Origin of the sequence: Candidatus Microbacterium colombiense (assembly GCA_029203165.1) — a bacterium.
GTDB lineage: Bacteria > Actinomycetota > Actinomycetes > Actinomycetales > Microbacteriaceae > Microbacterium > Microbacterium colombiense.
Genome location: CP119308.1, coordinates 2,661,032 through 2,681,205, shown reverse-complemented (window position 1 = coordinate 2,681,205; position 20,174 = coordinate 2,661,032). Strand labels below are relative to the sequence as shown.

Below are 20,174 nucleotides of genomic sequence, written 5' to 3'. Positions count from 1 at the left end.
GTCGCAGGCGCCGCGTACAGTAGAGGAGTGAGCGAAGAGACGAGTGCGCCGACCGACGGCCTGTGGAGTCGTCTGCGTCTGATCGAGGGCCAGGCGCTCCCTGATCGGGCGAATGCGTACTCCGCGTTGCACGACGAGCTGTCCCGCCGGCTCGACAGCGGCGCGAAGCTCGACCAGCGGGAGACTCCGGCCACGCGATGACGCGACTCGACGCCGCCCTCGCCGCCCGAGGACTCGCCCGCTCTCGCACCCACGCCGCCACCCTCATCTCCGAGGGACTCGTGAGCGTGAACGGTCGTCAGATCATCAAGTCATCCGCGGCGGTGTCGGATGACGCATCGATCACCGTAGCGACTGCTGACCACTACGTCGGCCGCGCCGCGCACAAGCTGATCGCCGCTCTCGACGGTTTCGCGCTGCCGGTCGAGGGGCGGCTCGCGCTCGACATGGGAGCGTCGACCGGCGGATTCACGCAGGTGCTGCGCGAACGCGGTGCGCGCCGCGTGCTCGGCGGTCGATGTCGGCCACGGACAGCTGGCGCCCTCGATCGCCGCTGACGCCGGTGTCGTCGCCGTCGAGGGCTACAACGTGCGTTACATGACGCCGGCCAATCTGGCGGAGGCGACCGGGGAGCCTCTCGCTCCGGATCTCATCGTCGGAGATCTGGCGTTCATCTCGCTCGAACTCGTGCTTCCCGCGGTAGCCGGAGTGGCGGCCGCAGACTCCGACGTCGTGCTGCTGGTGAAGCCGCAGTTCGAAGTGGGAAGGACGGCCGTGCGCGGCGGCCTGGTCACCGACCCCGCCACGCGGGCCGATGCGGTCGCGCGCTCGGTGTGGAGCGCCTGGGATGCAGGGCTGGGGATGCTCGGCATCCTTCCCTCCCCGATTCTCGGTACGCATGGAAATGCGGAGTACCTGGTGCATCTCGCGCCGGGCCGCGGCAGCAATCCGACAGAATGGTTGGATCGCATCAACGCGCTGGCAGGAGGACGATGAACGAGCGGAACATCCTGGTCGTGGCTCACGCCGGCCGTGCCGAGACCGTCGAGGCGGCCCGGCGCGTCGTCGAGGCCCTGCGCGGCGCCGGTGCTCGGCCGGTGCTCGCCGCCGACGACCGCGATGACCTCGCGGCGGTCGACAGTGCGTTCGCCGATGTCGATGTGCTCGGCGCCACGATCGATCCGCGGGACCTGGAGCTCGCGATCGTGCTGGGCGGTGACGGCACGATCCTGCGCGCCGCCGAGCTCGTGCGCGACACCGGCGCCCCCGTGCTGGGCATCAACATGGGTCACGTCGGATTCCTGGCGGAGACCGAGCGCGATGACATGGACGACGCGGTGCGTCGCGTCATCGCCCGCGACTACGAGGTCGAAGAGCGGTTGGCGCTGTCGGTGCGGGTCAAAGACGCCGACAGTGCGGTCGTGTACGAGACCTGGGCACTGAACGAGGCGACGGTCGAGAAGGCCAGTCGCGAGCGGATGATCGAGGTCGTGCTCGAGATCGACGGGCGCCCGCTGTCGAGTTTCGGCTGCGACGGGATGGTCGTGTCCACCCCGACCGGATCGACCGCCTACAACTTCTCTGCCGGTGGCCCTGTCATCTGGCCGAGTGTCGAGGCGATCGCCGTCGTGCCGCTGTCAGCCCACGCGCTGTTCGCCAAGCCGCTCGTCGTGAGCCCTGACGCGTCGGTCGCGATCGAGATGCTCGAGCGCACGAGCGGATCGGGCATCCTCTGGTGCGACGGTCGACGTTCCCATGAGCTGCCTCCGGGGGCACGAGTGGTCGTGCGTCGCTCCTCCCGGCCGGTGCGGCTCGCGCGCCTGCATCCCACGGCATTCACGAACCGTCTCGTGCGCAAATTCCAGCTTCCCGTCGAAGGCTGGCGGGGCCAGGAACCGGGGCAGCAGCAATGATCGAGGAGATGCGGATGCAGGGCCTCGGCGTGATCGCCGACGCCGTCCTCCCGCTCGGCCCCGGTTTCACCGCGATCACCGGCGAGACCGGTGCGGGAAAGACCATGGTCGTCACGGGCCTCGGCCTGCTGCTCGGGCAGCGCGCCGATTCGGGCGCCGTGCGAGCCGGTGCGTCGCAGGCCTCGGTCGCCGGTGTGTGGATCGTTCCGCAGGCGGGCGATGTGGCGGACATCGTCGCGGATGCCGGCGGTGAGCTGGAGCCTGCGGGCGCGGGCAACGCCGAACTCTACGTCTCTCGCACGCTGAGCGCGGAAGGGCGAAGCCGCGCGAGTGTCGGCGGGCGTGCGGCGCCGGCGGGCGTGCTCTCGGCCCTCGCCGAAGAGCTGGTGGTCGTGCACGGCCAGTCCGAGCAGTTGCGACTTCGATCGGCCGTCGCGCAGCGCGATGCGCTCGATCGCTTCGGCGGCGCCCCGATCGCGGATGCGCTCTCGCGCTACACCGACGCGTTCAGCCGGTGGCGCGCGCTCGATGTCGAGATCACCGAGATCACCGAGAACCGCGATCGCCGAGCCGAGGAGGCTGCGCGACTCCGCGAGGCCCTCGCGCTCATCGAGGCGACGGCTCCGGAGGCCGGGGAAGACGAAGAACTGACGATCCGAGCAGAACGCCTCGCCAACGCGGAAGAGTTGCGGCTCTCGGCCTCGCAAGCGCACGGCGCGCTGTCCAGTGAGGATGGCGAGCCGGATGCGACGGTCGCCGTCGCCGAGGCGCGCCGTGTCTTGGAGCGAGCCTCCGACGCGGCGCTCACCGAGATCTCGGCCGTACTGGCCGACATCGGCTATCGCATTGCGGATGCCGCGGCCCAGCTCTCTGCTTACCTGGCGGATCTCGATGAGAGCGGACCGCATGAGCTCGCGAGCGTGGAGGAGCGCCGTGCGGCGCTGAGCGTGTTGATCCGCACCCACGGCTCGCTGGATGACGCGATCGAGCTCTGGCAGACCGGGTCGATCCGTCTCGCTGAACTCGACGACGACGGAGAGCGCGTCGATCGACTGATCGCCCAACGCGACGCGGTGCGTGCCGAGCTCGACGCACACGCCGCCGCGCTGACCGCAGCGCGCACTGCCGCCGCCGAGAAGCTGGGGACAGCCGTGAGTGAGGAGCTTCATGCTCTCGCCATGCCTGACGCCCGACTCGAGGTGGCGGTCGGTGAGGGGCCGGAGAGCGCCCACGGGCGCGATGACGTCTCGATCCTGCTCGCCCCGCACCCGGGTGCCGAGCCGCGCGCCGTCGGCAAGGGCGCGTCCGGCGGAGAGCTCTCGCGCGTGATGCTCGCGATCGAGGTCGTCATCGCCGGCACGGACCCGGTGCCGACCTTCGTGTTCGACGAGGTGGATGCCGGCATCGGCGGTGCCGCGGCGATCGAGGTGGGCAGGCGACTCGCCCGACTCGCCGAGAAGTCTCAAGTCATCGCCGTCACCCATCTCGCTCAGGTGGCGGCGTTCGCCACCAACCATCTGTCGGTGGTCAAATCCAATGATGGAGCGGTCACGGCGTCGAGTGTGCGGCGTCTGGACGGCTCCGAGCGCGAGGCCGAGATGGCTCGCCTGCTGTCCGGTCTGACCGATTCCGACGCCGCACTCACCCATGCCCGCGAACTTCTCAGCCTCGGTGGCTGAGCGAACTGTTAGGATTGAAGCCCGTGATGAACTCTTCTGTAGCGGGACCCAGCAACGACACCACCCAGCGTGAATTCACGACGAAGCACATCTTCGTCACCGGTGGTGTCGTTTCGTCTTTGGGTAAGGGGCTCACTGCAGCCAGCTTGGGAAATCTTCTGACCGCACGCGGTCTGCGCGTCGTGATGCAGAAGCTGGATCCGTACCTGAACGTCGATCCCGGAACCATGAACCCGTTCCAGCACGGTGAGGTCTTCGTGACCGACGACGGGGCCGAGACCGACCTCGACATCGGGCACTACGAGCGATTCCTCGACATCAACCTGTCGGAGGCCGCCAACGTCACGACCGGTCAGATCTACTCGCAGGTCATCGCGCGGGAGCGCCGGGGTGAGTATCTCGGCGACACGGTGCAGGTGATCCCGCACATCACCGATGAGATCAAGCGGCGCATGCGCCTGCAGGCCTCCGAGGAACCCCGCCCCGACGTGATCATCACCGAGGTCGGCGGCACGGTCGGCGACATCGAGTCGCAGCCGTTCCTCGAGGCCGCGCGTCAGCTTCGCCACGAGCTCGGCCGCGACAGCGTGTTCTTCGTGCACGTCTCCCTCGTGCCGTTCATGGGCGCGTCTGGCGAGCAGAAGACCAAGCCCACCCAGCACTCGGTCGCCGCTCTCCGCCAGGTCGGCATCCAGCCGGACGCGCTGGTGCTGCGCAGCGACCGCCCCGTGAGCGAGAGCAACCGCAACAAGATCGCCCTGATGTGCGATGTCGACGTGGAAGGCGTGATCAACACCGTCGACCTGCCGAGCATCTACGACATCCCCTCGACGTTGAACGACCAGGGACTCGACTCCTACATCGTGCGCCGCCTCGGTCTCGACCAGAAGGCCGCCGCCGACGTCGACTGGACGCGCTGGAGCAAGGTGCTGCACGCGGTGCACAACCCCAAGCACGAGGTCACGATCGGCCTCGTCGGCAAGTACATCGACCTGCCTGACGCCTACCTCTCCGTGACCGAGGCGCTCAAGGCCGGCGGGTTCGCGCAGGAGACCAAGGTCAACATCCGCTGGATCCCGTCCGACCTGTGCGAGACGCCGGAGGGCGCTCAGGAGCAGCTGTCCGAGATCGACGGCATCTGCGTGCCCGGTGGCTTCGGCATCCGCGGCATCGAGGGCAAGCTCGGAGCGCTGAAGTTCGCGCGCGAGCAGGGCATCCCGACTCTCGGGCTGTGCCTGGGGCTGCAGTGCATGGTGATCGAGTACGCCCGGGACGTGGCCGGCATCGACGGAGCGTCGTCGACCGAGTTCGACCCGGAGACCGCGGAGCCCGTGATCGCCACGATGGCCGAGCAGATCGAGATCCTCGACGGCGGCGATCTCGGTGGCACCATGCGCCTCGGCCTCTACCAGGCGGCACTCGCCGAAGGGTCGCTTGCCCGCGAGCTCTACGGTGCCGCCGAGGCGTCCGAGCGTCACCGTCACCGCTACGAGGTCAACAACACCTATCGCGGGCGTCTGGCCGAGGCCGGACTGGTGTTCTCGGGTCTGAACCCCGAACTCGACCTCGTCGAGTACGTGGAGCTGCCGCGTGACGTGCACCCGTACTACATCGCGACGCAGGCCCACCCCGAGTTGCGTTCGCGTCCGACCGACCCGCACCCGCTGTTCCGCGGACTGGTCGGTGCGGCGATCGAACGACACCGCGCCAGCGAGCTGTTCGACGTCAGCGCCGATGCCTGAGACCATCCGCAGCAGCGACCTGCGCGATGAACCGTCGACGCCGGACGTTCTGACCTCGGATCTGGTGTTCGAGGGAGCGGTCTGGAACGTTCGTGACGACCGCGTGCGCTACGGCGACGGAGAGATCCGCCGCCAGTACGTCGCGCACACCGGCGCGGTCGCGATCGTCGCCCTCGACGAGCAGGAGCGTGTGCTGCTCATCCAGCAGTACCGGCATCCGATCCGCCACCGCGACTGGGAGCTGCCCGCCGGCCTGCTCGACATCGCGGGGGAGGAGCCGCTCGAGGCCGCACGCCGCGAGCTGGCGGAGGAGGCCGATCTCGTCGCCGACCACTGGGAACCCCTGGTGTCGTCGTGGACGACGCCAGGCGGCAACGACGAGCTGATCCACCTGTTCCTCGCCACCGGTGTGCGCACGGCTCCGGGCGTGCATGCGCGGGAAGACGAGGAAGCCGACATCCGCGTCGAGTGGATTCCGCTCGCCGACGCGGTGGATGCGGTCCTGGAGGGGCGCATGCGCAACGGCATCCTCACCATCGGTGTGCTGGCGACGGCGCAGGTGCGGGCGACGGCGCAGAGGCTGCGCGACCGGGCCTGAGCATGCAGCTCGACCGCGCCCTCGACGCCTACCTGCGACACGTCACGATCGAGCGCGGACTGAGCGTGCACACGGTCTCGGCCTATCGACGCGACCTCGGCGGGTACCTGCAGTGGCTGCAGAGCGAGGGCATCGTGGAGACGGCGGAGGTGACGCCGGCCGTCGTCGGACGGTTCATCGCCGAGCGTGCGGGAGCGATCCCCGCCCCCGCGGCCACGAGCCTCGCGCGGCTGCAGTCCTCCGTGCGCGGGTGGCACCGGTTCCTCGCCCGCGAGGGGATCGAGGCGGATGACCCGAGCGGTCGCCTGCGCCCGCCGAAGGCGCCGCGGAGACTGCCGAAGGCATTGACGATCGATCAGGTCGAGCGCCTGCTCGCCGCGCCGTCCGCCGATGAACCGATCGGCATCCGCGACCGCGCGCTGCTCGAGCTGCTGTATGCGACGGGGGCCCGCGTGTCCGAGGCCGTGGGGCTCGATGTCGACGACCTCGCGCACGGCGACGTGCTGCGGCTCCGTGGCAAGGGATCGAAGGAGCGCATCGTGCCGATCGGCTCGTTCGCGCGCGTCGCGGTCGACGCCTATCTCACGCGGGTGCGACCCCAGCTCGCCGCGTCGGGACGCGCGTCCGCCCGCCTCTTCCTCGGCGCCCGGGGCGCGCCCCTCTCACGGCAGAGCGCGTGGCTCGTGATCCGCTCTGCGGCGGAGAAGGCGCAGATCACCGCAGAGGTCTCGCCGCACACCCTCCGCCACTCCTTCGCCACCCACCTGCTGCAGGGCGGAGCCGACGTGCGCGTGGTGCAGGAACTGTTGGGGCATGCCTCCGTCGCCACCACGCAGATCTACACCCACGTCTCCGTGGACACGCTGCGGGACATCTACGCGACGTCCCACCCCCGCGCACGCTGACGCTCCCGCATCCTCGCTGCCATCAGAGGGAACGTTGCGGTTGAAGGTATGAAGTCAGACCATTGACAGCACTGGATCGGACAGGCCAGAATCGCTCCAACTGCTCCCTCCGATCGAAAGCCAGGTAGCACCCCTATGAGTGACACGACAAAGGCGCCGGACTCACAACCTCTCGATGCAGACGCGGCCGCACTGGCCGAGCTCGGCTACAAGCAGGAGCTGCATCGCGGCATGTCCGGCTTCTCCAATTTCGCAGTCTCGTTCTCCATCATCTCGATCCTCGCCGGCTGCATCACCTCCTTCAACATCGCCCTCAAGTCGGGCGGCCCCATGGCCATCAACATCGGGTGGCCGCTCGTCGGCGTCTTCGTCCTCTGCGTCGCGCTCGCGATGGCCGAGGTCTGCTCCCGGTATCCCACCGCCGGCGGACTGTACTTCTGGGCCGGGCGTCTGGCGAAGAAGAACAAGCGCCAGTGGGCGTGGTTCGTCGGCTGGTTCAACTTCCTCGGCGAGGTCGCCGTGACCGCCGCGATCGACTACGGCGCGGCGGCCACCATGATGGCATTCGCCAATCTGATGTGGGGCGTCGAGGTCAACGCCTACAACACCTTCGGCCTCTTCATCGCCCTCATCGTGGTGCACGGCCTGCTCAACACCTTCGGCGTGAACCTCGTGAGCCTGCTCTCGAACGTCTCGGCATGGTGGCACATCGTCGGCGTCGTGATCATCGTCGCCGTGCTGTGGATCATGCCCGCGCAACACCAGGACGTCGCGTGGTCGTTCACGACCTTCCACAACGAGACCGGCTGGTCGTTCGGACCGTACGTGTTCCTCATGGGTCTGTTGATGGCCCAGTACACCTACACCGGTTACGACGCGTCGGCGCACGTCGCGGAGGAGACGAAGAACGCCGCGGTCGCCGCGCCCAAGGGCATCGTGATGAGCGTCCTCATCTCCATCATCGGCGGCTGGATCCTGCTCTTCACGATCGTCTCGGCGATCCAGGACGGCAGCGAGGAGGGGCTCTCCGCGATCGTGGGGACCTCGCTCGGCTCGGGACCCGCTCAGATCTTCGTCGATGCGTTGAACAACCCCGATGTGGCGAAGTTCCTCCTGTTCATCGTGTGCGGTGCCCAGTTCTTCTGCGGCATGGCATCGGTGACGGCCAACTCGCGCATGAGCTACGCGTTCTCGCGCGACAACGCGATCCCCGGTTCGCGGCTCTGGGCGCGTGTGAACCGGCGCACCGGCACCCCGACGAACTCCATCTGGCTGTGCGTCGTGCTGTCGATCCTCGTGACGGTGCCCGCGCTGTTCAACATCACCGCGTACCTGGCGGTGACGTCGATCGCGGTGATCGGTCTCTACATCGCCTACGTCACACCGGTCCTGCTGCGACGACTGAGCTCCGACTTCACGCCGGGGCCGTGGAACCTCGGACGCTGGAGCGCACTGGTCGGATGGATCGCCGTCGGCTGGGTCGTGGTCATCGTGATCCTGTTCGTGCTGCCGCCGGTGACCCCCATCACGGTCGACACCTTCAACTACGCGCCGGTCGCGGTGGTCGTCGTCGGCATCCTGGCCGTCGTGCTGTGGTTCGCGTACGGAAAGCGCGACTTCATGAAGCACGACGAGGCGGAGCACCTCACCAAGTCGGCCGACTCATTGCTGAAGGAGTGAGAATCGGCAGATGAGCGACACGATGGATTCCCCTCTGGTGGATGCCGCACTCCACCCGGTCCGAGGACACATGGCGTTCGAGTCCTGCATCGAGCAGCTCGGTTCCGCCATCCAGCTCGGGATCTTCCGGGTCGGGTCGAAACTGCCGGGGGAGCGGGAACTGGCCGAGAGACTGAACGTCTCGCGGGCCACACTCCGGGAAGCCATCAGCGCCCTCCGCGCCGCCGGGTTCGTGTCAACGACCCGGGGGCGCGGAGGGGGCACCGTCGTCGAACCGCTCACCGACGTGTGGCCGGCCGGCCAGTCGACACCGCGGCGCGCCGAGATCGACGACGTCATCGTGTTCCGTTCGGTGATCGAGCCCGGCGCGGCCTACCGTGCGGCGCAGACCACCCTCACCGACGAGCACAGGGCGATGCTCGAGACGAGCCTGACCGACCTCGCCGCCTCCGAGACGCCGGCGGACTACCGTCAGGCCGACGCCCGGTTCCACCTCACCATCAGCACGATCTGCGGCTCCGACGAACTCGCCCGGGCCTGCAGCAGCGTGCAGGTGAAGATCCATCAACTCCTCGCGGAGATCCCTTTCCTGAAGAAGAACATCGATCATGCGGAGGATGAGCATCGCGCCATCGTCACTGCGATCCTGGCCGGCGACGCCGACCAGGCTCGTGACGTGATGGCAGCGCATTGCGAAGCCACCGCCGCCCTGTTGAACGGGCTACTGAAATGAGTGCTCACCGATGAACATCCCCACAGGCCCCGCCCGAAACGACCGCATGCTGAGCGTCGAACAGCTGCGAGCCGCGATCCTCAGCGATGAGATCGACACCGTCGTGCTCGCCTTCACCGACATGCAGGGCCGTCTGCAGGGCAAGCTCCTGCACGGTCGGTTCTTCCTCGACAGCGTCTTGGAGCACGGGACGGAGGGATGCAACTATCTGCTCGCGGTCGATGTCGACATGAACACGGTCGACGGCTACGAGATCACCTCCTGGGAGACCGGATACGGCGACATGGAGTTCGTGCCCGACTACGGCACGATCCGGCGCATGCCGCACCGCCCGGGCACCGTGATGATCCAGTGCGACCTGACCACCACCGACGGCGAGGCCGTCCGCGTATCGCCGCGCGCGATGCTGAGCGCGCAGGCGGAGCGTGCCGCCTCGCACGGATGGAAGGCCCTGGCGGGCACGGAGCTCGAGTTCGTGATCTTCAACACGTCGTACGACCAGGCGTGGGATGACGGCTACCGGGGCCTCATCCCGGCGAACCGCTACAACGTCGACTACTCGATCACGGGGTCGAGCGTCGTGGAACCACTGCTGCGCGAGATCCGCAACACGATGTACGCCTCGGGCCTCAACGTCGAATCCGCGAAGGGTGAGTGCAACTTCGGCCAGCACGAGATCGCGTTCAAGTACGACGACGTGATCACGACCGCCGACAACCACTCCGTCTACAAGACGGCGGCGAAGGACATCGCACGCCAGCACGGCCAGTCGATCACCTTCATGGCGAAGCCCAATCAGCGCGAGGGCAACTCCTGCCACGTGCACATGTCGCTGCGTGGGACGGACGATGAGCTGGTGTTCTGGGACGCGGCGAAGAAGGAGCGCACGCCGCTCTACGATCACTTCATCGCCGGAGTGCTGGCAACCATGCGCGAGTTCACCCTCTTCTACGCGCCGAACATCAACTCCTACAAGCGCTTCGTGAAGGGCTCGTTCGCGCCGACCTCGGTGGCCTGGGGGCTCGACAACCGCACGACCTCCGTCCGGCTCGTCGGACGCGGCGCCGGGGCACGCATGGAGAACCGCCTCCCCGGGGGAGACATGAACCCCTACCTGGGGCTCGCGGCCATGCTCGCGGGTGGCCTGTACGGCATCGAGCACGAACTCGCGCTCGAGCCGGAGACGAAGGGCAACGCGTACGAGTCGGGCGCTCCCGTGGTGCCGACCACGATGCGCGATGCGCGCGACGCCCTGCTGCGCTCCGAGATCGCGGCATCCGTCTTCGGTGAAGACGTGGTGAAGCACTACGTGCACTATGCCGACATCGAGATCGAGGCGTTCGACGCTGCGGTCACCGATTGGGAGCTGACCCGAGGATTCGAGAGGCTGTGAGCATGAGGATCCCGAACTCCGAATTCGACGGCGGCGGAACGTTCACGGTGCTGAACCCGGCGACCGGCGACCCTGTGGGCGACGTCGCTCTGGCCGATCTCGCGGCGACCGACGCGGCGATCGAACGCGCGCATCGCGCGTTCCCGGCGTGGCGCGCGATCGCGCCGGGGGAGCGGGCCCGGCTGCTGCGCTCGTTCGCCTCCGCTGTCGAGGCGCACATCGACGAGCTCGCGGAGCTGGAGGTCACCGGCTCCGGTCACACGATCGGCAACGCCCGCTGGGAGGCGGGCAACGTCCGCGACGTGCTGAACTACTACAGCGCCGCACCCGAACGGCATTTCGGTCGTCAGATTCCGGTCGCCGGCGGTGTCGACATCACCTTCCACGAACCGTTGGGCGTCGTCGGCATCATCGTGCCGTGGAACTTCCCCATGCCGATCGCGGGATGGGGCTTCGGGCCCGCTCTCGCTGCCGGGAACACGGTGGTGCTGAAGCCGGCCGAGCTCACGCCTCTGACAGCGCTCCGCCTCGGCGAACTCGCGCGGGAGGCGGGTCTGCCCGAGGGCGTGTTCACGGTCATCCCTGGCAAGGGGCGCGTCGTCGGCGAGCGTTTCGTGACGCATCCGCTGGTCCGCAAGGTGTGCTTCACCGGTTCGACGGACGTCGGCAAGGGGATCATGCGCGGGTGCGCCGATCAGGTCAAGCGACTCACGCTGGAGTTGGGCGGCAAGAACGCGAACATCATCTTCGACGACGCCGACCTCGAGATGGCGGCGGCCTCCGCGCCGGGCGCCGGACTCGACAACGCCGGGCAGGACTGCTGCGCCCGTTCGAGGATCCTCGTGCAGGCGAGCGTGTACGACCGGTTCCTCGAACTGCTGCAGCCCGCGGTGCAGTCGTTCCGCGTCACCGATCCCGCGAGTGCGGATGCCGACATGGGGCCGCTCATCTCGGCGAAGCAGCGTGACTCGGTGCTGGCCGGTCTCGCCGGTGCGGATGTCGCCTACCGTGGTCAGAGCGTCGAGGGGAGCAACGGTTTCTGGATGCCGCCGACCGTGGTGCTGCCGCGCAGTGCAACGGATCCGGTATGGACGCAGGAGCTGTTCGGCCCTGTTCTCGCCGTGATGCCGTTCACGGACGAGGCCGACGCGATCGCCAAGGCGAACGACACCGAGTACGGCCTGTCGGGCTCGATCTTCACTCGGGACATCGGCCGCGCACTCCGCGTCGCCCAGAACGTCGACAGCGGCAACCTCTCGATCAACTCGCACTCCTCGGTGCGGTACTGGACGCCGTTCGGCGGCTTCAAGCAATCCGGACTGGGGCGTGAACTCGGCCCCGACGCACCGGACTCCTTCTCCGAGGTGAAGAACGTGTTCATCTCGACCGACAACTGACCCCCCCCGCACGAAAGACATGAAGGAACACACGATGGGCAAGCTCGAAGGAAAAGTGGGCGTCATCACCGGCGGATGCAGCGGCATCGGTCTGGCGACGGCGCGGAAGTTCGTCGCGGAAGGAGCCAAGGTCGTCATCGGTGACCTCGACGAGGTGAACGGCCCGCGGATCGCGGAGGAGCTCGGCGGCTCGTTCATCAAGGTGAACGTCACCGACGCGGATGAGGTCGAGGCGCTGTTCGCCCACGCGAAGGCGACGTACGGCCGCATCGACATCGCATTCAACAACGCGGGCATCTCGCCGGCATCCGACGACTCGATCCTGAAGACCGGCATCGACGCCTGGAACCTGGTGCAGGATGTGAACCTCACGAGCGTCTACCTGTGCTGCAAGGCAGTGCTGCCGTACATGCTCGAGCAGGGCAGCGGATCGATCATCAACACCGCGTCGTTCGTCGCCATCATGGGCGCTGCGACGTCGCAGATCTCCTACACGGCGTCGAAGGGCGGCGTGCTGGCGATGACCCGTGAACTCGGCGTGCAGTTCGCCCGCAAGGGGATCCGCGTCAACGCGCTCTGCCCCGGGCCGGTGAACACGCCGCTGCTGCAGGAGCTCTTCGCGAAGGATCCGGAGCGCGCGGCCCGACGTCTCGTGCACGTGCCGATGGGGCGCTTCGCCGAGCCGGAGGAGATCGCCAACGCGGTGTCGTTCCTCGGCAGCGACGAGTCGAGCTTCATCACGGCGATGGACTTCCTCGTCGACGGCGGTCTCTCGAACGCCTACGTGACCCCGCTCGAGGCCGACTTTGAGTGATGCCTCCGTTGCCTCCCCCGGGGAGCCGCGCCCCATCATCGGCGTCACGACGTATCGCCAGGCAGCCGATTGGGGTGCGTGGAAGCAGATCGATGCCGACCTCCTGCCCAGCGACTACGCCCGATCGGTCGAGCGCGCGGGCGGCATCCCGATCCTGGTGCCGCCGCTGGCCGATCGTGCGGCGGCACGGGCGGTGCTCGGTCGGCTGGACGGGCTGCTGATCGCCGGAGGTGCGGATGTGAATCCGGCCCGATACGGTCAGGATCCCGATCCTCACGTCACGCGGTGGGACGACGACCGTGACGCCTCTGAGCTCTGGCTGCTGGCGGAGGCCGATGCGGTGCGTCTGCCCGTGCTCGGGATCTGCCGGGGGATGCAGATCATGGCGGTCGCATCAGGCGGCTCGCTGATCCAGCATCTGCCCGATGTCGTCGGCCACGAGCGCCATGGCGGTGGCGAGAGCTCCTACGAGGCGCTCCCGGTGGGGATCGCGCCGGGCAACAGGCTCGCGGAGGCACTGGGCGCGCAGATCACGAGTTCGAGCCACCACCATCAGGCGGTCGCGGATCACCCCGGGTTCGTCGCCACCGCCCACGACGACGACGGTGTGCTCCAGGCGATGGAGAGCGAGGGGGAGCGCTTCGCCGTGGGCGTGCAGTGGCATCCTGAGACCACGGATGACGTCCGCGTGATAGCGGCGCTCGTCAAGGCGGCAGGCGACCGCGCCGCGCGCCGGGACGACGAGGAAGAGGTCGGCCGCTAGAATCGACCAAGCACGAAGGAGCAGGAGAACCGGTGGCTGAGAAAGCGGCAAAGTCCAGGGTGAAGGCACAGAAGGCCGACGAGACACCCCTCGGACCGACCGGCCGTCCCTATCACGGGTTCGCGACGCCCCCGCCGCTGAAGTCCCACGGCCCGGCGCGCATCATCGCCCTGTGCAATCAGAAGGGCGGCGTCGGCAAGACGACGACCTCCATCAACCTCGCCGCGGCTCTCGCCGAGTACGGGCGAAAGGTGCTCGCGGTCGACTTCGACCCGCAGGGAGCGCTGTCGGCCGGGCTCGGCATTCCGACCCACGACGTGCCGACGATCTACGACCTCCTGCTCGACACCAAGCGCGATGCGCATGACGCGATCGTGCACTCGAGTGTCGAGGGACTCGACGTCATGCCCGCGAACATCGACCTCTCCGCGGCCGAGGTGCACCTGGTCAACGAGGTCGCCCGTGAGACGATCCTCGCGCGGGTCCTTCGCCAGGTCGCGGGCGAGTACGACGTCATCCTGATCGACTGCCAGCCGTCGCTCGGCATCCTCACCGTGAACGCGCTCACTGCGGCGCACGGTGTGATCATCCCGCTCGAGTGCGAGTTCTTCGCGCTGCGCGGTGTCGCACTTCTGATCGAGACGATCGACAAGGTGCGCGACCGCCTCAACCCGTCGATCACGATGGACGGACTGCTGGCGACCATGTACGACCCGCGCACGCTGCACTCGCGCGAGGTGCTCGAGCGTGTGGTCGAAGCCTTCGGCGACGACGTGCTCGAGACCGTGATCGGCCGCACGGTGAAGTTCCCCGATGCCTCGGTGTCGGGTGTTCCCATCACCGAGTTCGCGCCGGAGCACGCCGCCGCCCAGGCGTACCTGCGGCTGGCGCGGGAGCTGGTCGCCCGTGGCGCCGTCGCCTGACGAGAACGTTCCGCTGGTCGACCCGGTCTCCGGGACCGACGTCGAGGCTGCCGAATCGTCCGCTGCCGTGAGCGATGTCGTGAGCTCTGCCGCGATCGACGCCGCGGAGGGATTCCGTGTCTCTCTGTCGAACTTCGACGGGCCGTTCGATCTGCTGCTCAACCTCATCTCCAAGCACGAGATGGACATCACCGAGGTGTCTCTCAGTGCGGTGACGAACGAGTTCATCACGTACCTGAAGGAACTCGACGACGACGAGGAACTCGATCAGGCGTCGGAGTTCCTGGTGGTCGCCGCGACCCTCCTCGACATGAAGGTCGCCGGACTCCTGCCGCAGGGCGAGCTGGTGGATGCCGAGGCCGTCGCGCTGCTCGAGGCGCGGGATCTGCTGTTCGCCCGGCTGCTGCAGTACCGGGCCTTCAAGGAGGTCTCGGCGTGGTTCTCCCGATGCCTGCAGCGCGAGGATCGGCGGCATGTGCGGGCGGTCCGGCTCGACGAGAAGCATCGTCGCAAGACACCCGAACTCGTCTGGTCGCTCAGTGTCGACGACTTCGCCGCACTCGCGCTTCTCGCCTTCGCGCCGAAGGAACTGCCGCACGTCGGTCTCGACCATCTGCACGCGCCTCTGGTGAGCATCCGGGAGCAGGCGGCGATCGTCGTCACGCTCCTGCGGGGAACCGAGTCGCTCAGCTTCCGGGAGCTGGTCGCCGGGGTGCGAGAGCCGGGGATCGTGGTGGCGCGGTTCATCTCCGTGCTCGAGTTGTACCGCCACGCGGCGCTGTCGTTCGAGCAACTGGAACCGCTCGGCGAGCTCACGCTGCGCTGGGCAGCCGACTCCTGGTCGGACGAGACACTGGCGAGCCTGGGAGCAGACTATGACCGATGACCTTTCGACCGGCACCGCGGAGACGACGGGTGTCGACACCGCGACCGTGCCTGAGACCCCGCTGGCCGAGCGGATCGAGGCGATCCTGCTGATCATCGACGAGCCGATCGGACTCGTCGCACTCGCTGCGGCCGTCGGCTCTCCCGTTCCCGCGGTGCGACAGACGATCGAGACGCTCGTCGACGACTACGACGGCAACGGATCCGGCCCGCGGCGTGGCTTCGAGCTGCGCGAGGTGGGCGGCGGCTGGCGGCTCTACGTGCGTGATGATCACGACGACCTCGTCGCCGAGTTCGTGGGTGGACAGGCGCCGGCACGGTTGTCGCAGGCGGCGCTCGAAACCCTCGCCGTGATCGCGTACAAGCAGCCGGTCACTCGCAGCCAGGTCGCGTCGATCCGCGCCGTCAACGTCGATTCGGTCGTGCGCACGCTGCTCGCGCGAGGACTCATCACCGAGCTCTTCGCCGACTCCGAGACGGGCGCGATCAACTACGGCACGACCGAGGCACTGCTCCAGCATCTCGGCATCAACTCTCTCGACGAACTCCCCCCGATCTCTCCGCTGCTCGACGATGGTGCCGACGGTTTCGACGAGGGCACGATCCGATGACCGGCTTCCACGAAGGGACCATCCGATGAACGACTCCGAGGCTCCCGAGGGCGTCCGTCTGCAGAAGGTGCTGGCCGCGGCCGGCGTCGCGTCCCGCCGTGTCGTCGAGCAGTACATCGTCGAGGGACGTATCCGCGTCAACGGCGTGACGGTCACCGAACTCGGCCGCCGTATCGATCCCGACACCGACCTGGTCGATGTCGACGGCACCGCCGTGCAGCTCGACGTGTCGAAGCGCTACGTGATGCTCAACAAGCCGACCGGGGTCGTCAGCAGCATGCGCGACGAGAACGGGCGACCGGACCTGCGCCGATTCACCGACAAGTTCGAGGAGCGCCTCTACAACGTGGGTCGCCTCGACGCCGAGACCAGCGGACTGCTCCTCCTGACGAACGACGGCGAGCTCGCTCATGTGCTGGCGCACCCGTCGTTCGGCGTGACGAAGGTCTACATCGCCAAGGTCGAGGGCACCGTGCTGCCGCAGACGATCGCCAAGCTGACGAAGGGCGTGGAGCTCGAAGACGGCGAGATCGCCGCCGACAAAGCGCGACTGCTCGACACGTCGCAGGGATCGAGCCTGGTGGAGCTCACACTGCACTCGGGACGCAACCGCATCGTGCGCCGGATGCTCGCCGCCGTGGGTCACCCGGTCACCGAGCTGGTGCGCCGACAGTTCGGTCCGCTGCACCTGGGAACGCTCCCGGCGGGAAAGACCCGGGAACTGGGTAAAATCGAACTCGGTGCGCTGTTGACTCTCGCGCGCCGTGATTCCGGTGTCGCCTCGGCGCCAGGCGAGCAGGAGGACGAGTGACCGATACGAGCGTGCCCTCCGGGCGGCAGGGGGTGTCTGTCGCGCCGCGACTCTCCGGCACCGTCCGCGTCGTCGGCGCGGGCCTGCTCGGTGCGAGCGTGGGTCACGCGCTGCGTGCCAAGGGCGTGGATGTCGTGCTGACCGACGCGTCGCCCGCGCAGCTGCGCCTCGCGATCGACTATGGCGCAGGTCGCGCGGCGAGCGATGACGACGTCCCCGCGCTGATCGTCGTCGCCGTACCTCCCGACGTGACCGCCGATGTCATCCAGGCCGAGCTCGCCCGCTATCCCGACGCCGTCGTCACCGATGTCGCGAGCGTCAAGCTCGAGCCATTCCGCACGTTGCAGGCTCGCGGTGTCGACCTCGCCCGCTACATCGGCTCGCATCCGTTGGCCGGCCGGGAGCGCGGGGGAGCGATCTCCGCGCGCGCCGACCTCTTCATCGGACGCCCGTGGGTCGTCTGCCGTGACGGAGACACCACAGCAGCCGACCTCGCCCTCGTCGAAGCCCTCGCGCTCGATGTCGGAGCGATGCCGCTCGAGATGACGCCGGAGGAGCATGATCGCTCCGTCGCTCTCACCTCACACGTGCCGCAGGTCGTCGCGAGTCTCCTCGCCGGTCGTCTCGCCGAAGCCGACGAAGGGGCGCTGCGTCTCTCGGGCCAGGGCGTTCGCGACACGACGCGCATCGCAGCATCCGCACCCGAACTGTGGGTGCAGATCCTCGGAGCCAACGCCGGACCCGTCGTCGAGATCCTCGATTCCCTCGCAGCCGACCTCCGTGAGGTCTCGAATGCTCTTCGTGAGCCGGCGGCGCCGGGTGCGCGTCGCGTGGTCGCGGAGACGATCCGGCACGGCAACGACGGCGTCGAGCGTCTCCCCGGCAAGCACGGGCAGAACCAGCGTTTCGAGTCGCTGATCGTGATGATCGACGACACTGCGGGACAGCTCGGGCGACTCTTCGGGGAACTCGGCGAGCTCGGCGTCAACGTCGAGGACCTCCGTCTCGAGCACTCACCGGGCGCGCAGTTCGGACTCGCCGAGATCAGCGTCGAGCCCGCCGCGCTGCACGGCGCCATCACGGGACTGCAGGAGCGCGGATGGCGGATCGCAGGGAGCACCAATGACTGACTTCATCGCCATCGACGGTCCGGCCGGCTCCGGGAAGTCGAGTGTCTCCAAGGCGGTCGCCCGCGCCCTGGGGTTCGGTTACCTCGACACCGGGTCTGCGTATCGCGCTCTGGCGTGGCACGTGCTCGATCGGGGTGCTGACACCTCAGACGCGGATGCCGTGCTGGCCGCCGCATCAGACTTCCCGGTCGTGCTCGGTCTCGACCCGGACGACCGCACGGTTCGCGTCGGAGACGTCGACGTGACCGAGGCGATCCGCGATCCGCGCGTCTCGGGCGCGGTCAGCGGCGTCGCCCGCGTGCCCGAGGTCCGTGCCCAGGTGAACGAGCTGTTCCGCACGCTCGTCTCCGAGGCTCCGTACCCCGCCGTCGTCGTCGAGGGCCGTGACATCACGACCGTCGTCGCCCCGGATGCGCCCGTGCGCATCCTGCTCACCGCGGCGCCCGAGGTGCGCGCCGCACGACGCGCCGGCGAGCTCGCCGGCGAGAACGCGGATGCCGTCGCGGCTGCCCTGCACGAACGCGATGCCTCCGACAGCGCCGTCGTCGACTTCCTGAACGCCGCCGAGGGCGTCGAGGTCGTCGATTCGACGGAGCTCGATTTCCCACAGACCATCGACGCCGTTCTCACGGTGATCGAACGACTCCGAGGAGCACACCATGGCTGAAGAAGAATACGAGGGCGGTCCCGACCACCTCGCCGAGAAGATGGAACTGCTCGATGAGCAGCTCGCCGAGCAGCGCGCGGAGACACTCCGCGCCGGACTCGCCGACTACGACCTCGATGACGAAGATGCCGCGCTCCTCGCCGGCATCACGATGGGCGTGGACGGCATCCAGTTCTTCCCCGCGCTGCCCGTCGTCGCGATCGTCGGGCGCCCGAACGTCGGCAAGTCGGCACTGGTGAACCGCATCCTGGGACGCCGTGAGGCCGTGGTCGAGGACACCCCTGGTGTCACCCGCGACCGCGTGACGTACAAGGCCGAGTGGGGCGACCGTCGATTCTCGCTCGTCGACACCGGCGGCTGGGAGCCGGACGCGCGGGGCATCGACCGCTCGGTCGCCATGCAGGCCGAGGTCGCGATCGACCTGGCCGACATCGTGCTGTTCGTCGTCGACGCGATGGTCGGTGCGACATCGACCGACGAGCACGTCGTGAAGCTGCTGCGCAAGAGCGGCAAGCCCGTCTTCCTCGTCGCCAACAAGATCGACGATGCACGTCAGGAGCCCGAGGCGGCAGCGCTGTGGAACCTCGGTCTCGGCGAGCCGCACCCGGTGTCCGCCATCCACGGACGCGGCGTCGCCGACCTGCTGGACGAGGTGCTGAAGGCGCTTCCCGCCGTGTCGGCTGTCGCGAAGGCCGAGATCGGTGGACCGCGTCGCGTCGCGATCCTCGGCCGACCGAACGTCGGCAAGTCCTCCCTGCTCAACAAGGCCGCGGGCGAGGAGCGCGTGGTCGTGAACGACCTCGCCGGCACCACCCGTGACCCGGTGGACGAGGTCGTCGAGCTCGGCGGAAAGCTGTGGCGCCTGGTCGACACCGCCGGAATCCGTCGTCGCGTGCACATGGCGCAGGGAGCCGACTTCTACGCATCGCTGCGCACCTCTGCCGCGTTGGAGAAGGCGGAGGTCGCCGTCGTCGTGCTCGACGTCTCGGAGTCGATCAGCGAGCAGGACGTTCGCATAATCGACCTCGTGCTCGAGTCGGGACGCTCGCTCGTGCTCGCCTTCAACAAGTGGGACCGTCTGAACGACGAGGACCTCGAGAACGCGGAACGTCGTCGCTACCTCGAGCGCGAGATCGAGCAGGACCTGGCGCACGTCGCCTGGGCGCCGCGCGTGAACATCTCGGCGAAGACCGGCCGTCACCTCGACAAGCTGGTTCCTGCGCTCGAGACCGCACTCGAGAACTGGGACCGCCGCATCCCGACCGGCAAGTTCAACGCGTTCCTCGCGGAACTCGTCGCCGAGCACCCGCACCCGCTGCGTGGTGGCAAGCAGCCGCGCATCCTGTTCGGCACGCAGGCGTCGACACGCCCGCCGACGTTCGTGCTGTTCACGACCGGTTTCCTCGACCCCGGATACCGCCGATTCATCCAGCGCCGCCTTCGCGAGTTGTACGAGTTCGAGGGCACGCCGATCGTGGTCAACATGCGTGTGCGGGAGAAGCGCCAGCGCTGACCTGTTCCGGTCTATGA

General features: G+C 68.1%; 19 protein-coding genes and 1 pseudogene. All 20 read left to right on the top strand.

Going from position 1 to position 20,174, the window contains the following annotated elements:
• Positions 1 to 27: 27 nt before the first annotated feature.
• The 20 genes and pseudogenes from P0Y60_12975 to der all read left to right on the top strand — a co-directional run bounded on the left by P0Y60_12975 (position 28) and on the right by der (position 20,157).
• Complete coding sequence (locus tag P0Y60_12975) at positions 28 to 201, top strand: hypothetical protein (GenBank protein WEK60231.1); 174 nt, start codon at positions 28 to 30, stop codon at positions 199 to 201.
• Positions 198 to 996 (top strand): annotated as a pseudogene (locus P0Y60_12970) (TlyA family RNA methyltransferase). The gene P0Y60_12975 and the pseudogene P0Y60_12970 overlap by 4 nt, the downstream one beginning before the upstream one ends.
• A complete protein-coding gene (locus P0Y60_12965; protein WEK60230.1) occupies positions 993 to 1,913 on the top strand; it encodes an NAD kinase in 921 nt (306 codons plus the stop codon). The pseudogene P0Y60_12970 and the gene P0Y60_12965 overlap by 4 nt, the downstream one beginning before the upstream one ends.
• A complete protein-coding gene (gene recN, locus P0Y60_12960) occupies positions 1,910 to 3,592 on the top strand; it encodes a DNA repair protein RecN (GenBank protein WEK60229.1) in 1,683 nt (560 codons plus the stop codon). Before P0Y60_12965 ends, recN begins: the two co-directional genes overlap by 4 nt.
• A 26-nt stretch (positions 3,593 to 3,618) precedes the next feature.
• Positions 3,619 to 5,334 carry a CTP synthase gene (locus P0Y60_12955; GenBank protein ID WEK60228.1) on the top strand — a complete coding sequence of 572 codons (1,716 nt, stop codon included), beginning with the start codon at positions 3,619 to 3,621 and terminating at the stop codon, positions 5,332 to 5,334.
• A complete protein-coding gene (locus P0Y60_12950) occupies positions 5,327 to 5,932 on the top strand; it encodes an NUDIX hydrolase (protein WEK60227.1) in 606 nt (201 codons plus the stop codon). The genes P0Y60_12955 and P0Y60_12950 overlap by 8 nt, the downstream gene beginning before the upstream one ends.
• A gap of 2 nt (positions 5,933 to 5,934) precedes the next feature.
• Positions 5,935 to 6,837 (top strand): site-specific tyrosine recombinase XerD, encoded by a 903-nt coding sequence (xerD, locus tag P0Y60_12945; GenBank protein ID WEK60226.1) that lies wholly within the window; start codon positions 5,935 to 5,937, stop codon positions 6,835 to 6,837.
• A 135-nt stretch (positions 6,838 to 6,972) separates the two neighbouring features.
• Entirely contained in the window at positions 6,973 to 8,517 is a 1,545-nt protein-coding gene (locus tag P0Y60_12940; protein ID WEK60225.1) for an amino acid permease, read from the top strand.
• A 10-nt stretch (positions 8,518 to 8,527) separates the two neighbouring features.
• Positions 8,528 to 9,250 (top strand): FCD domain-containing protein, encoded by a 723-nt coding sequence (locus tag P0Y60_12935; GenBank protein ID WEK60224.1) that lies wholly within the window; start codon positions 8,528 to 8,530, stop codon positions 9,248 to 9,250.
• A 10-nt stretch (positions 9,251 to 9,260) separates the two neighbouring features.
• A complete protein-coding gene (locus P0Y60_12930; GenBank protein WEK60223.1) occupies positions 9,261 to 10,643 on the top strand; it encodes a glutamine synthetase family protein in 1,383 nt (460 codons plus the stop codon).
• Between the two features lie 2 nt (positions 10,644 to 10,645).
• Positions 10,646 to 12,040 (top strand): aldehyde dehydrogenase family protein, encoded by a 1,395-nt coding sequence (locus tag P0Y60_12925; GenBank protein ID WEK60222.1) that lies wholly within the window; start codon positions 10,646 to 10,648, stop codon positions 12,038 to 12,040.
• A gap of 34 nt (positions 12,041 to 12,074) precedes the next feature.
• Positions 12,075 to 12,854, top strand: coding sequence for a 3-oxoacyl-ACP reductase (locus P0Y60_12920; protein ID WEK60221.1), 780 nt, complete (start codon positions 12,075 to 12,077; stop codon positions 12,852 to 12,854).
• Entirely contained in the window at positions 12,847 to 13,617 is a 771-nt protein-coding gene (locus P0Y60_12915) for a gamma-glutamyl-gamma-aminobutyrate hydrolase family protein (GenBank protein WEK60220.1), read from the top strand. The genes P0Y60_12920 and P0Y60_12915 overlap by 8 nt, the downstream gene beginning before the upstream one ends.
• Before the next feature lie 32 nt (positions 13,618 to 13,649).
• A complete protein-coding gene (locus P0Y60_12910; protein WEK60219.1) occupies positions 13,650 to 14,540 on the top strand; it encodes a ParA family protein in 891 nt (296 codons plus the stop codon).
• 67 nt (positions 14,541 to 14,607) lie between these two features.
• Positions 14,608 to 15,426, top strand: coding sequence for a ScpA family protein (locus tag P0Y60_12905; GenBank protein WEK62919.1), 819 nt, complete (start codon positions 14,608 to 14,610; stop codon positions 15,424 to 15,426).
• Positions 15,416 to 16,036 (top strand): SMC-Scp complex subunit ScpB, encoded by a 621-nt coding sequence (scpB, locus tag P0Y60_12900; GenBank protein ID WEK60218.1) that lies wholly within the window; start codon positions 15,416 to 15,418, stop codon positions 16,034 to 16,036. Before P0Y60_12905 ends, scpB begins: the two co-directional genes overlap by 11 nt.
• Before the next feature lie 25 nt (positions 16,037 to 16,061).
• Positions 16,062 to 16,847, top strand: coding sequence for a pseudouridine synthase (locus tag P0Y60_12895; GenBank protein WEK60217.1), 786 nt, complete (start codon positions 16,062 to 16,064; stop codon positions 16,845 to 16,847).
• Positions 16,844 to 17,977, top strand: coding sequence for a prephenate dehydrogenase (locus tag P0Y60_12890; protein WEK60216.1), 1,134 nt, complete (start codon positions 16,844 to 16,846; stop codon positions 17,975 to 17,977). Before P0Y60_12895 ends, P0Y60_12890 begins: the two co-directional genes overlap by 4 nt.
• Positions 17,970 to 18,644, top strand: a complete 675-nt coding sequence (cmk, locus tag P0Y60_12885; GenBank protein WEK60215.1) for a (d)CMP kinase — start codon at positions 17,970 to 17,972, stop codon at positions 18,642 to 18,644. Before P0Y60_12890 ends, cmk begins: the two co-directional genes overlap by 8 nt.
• A complete protein-coding gene (gene der / locus P0Y60_12880) occupies positions 18,637 to 20,157 on the top strand; it encodes a ribosome biogenesis GTPase Der (GenBank protein WEK60214.1) in 1,521 nt (506 codons plus the stop codon). The genes cmk and der overlap by 8 nt, the downstream gene beginning before the upstream one ends.
• Positions 20,158 to 20,174 lie beyond the last annotated feature (17 nt).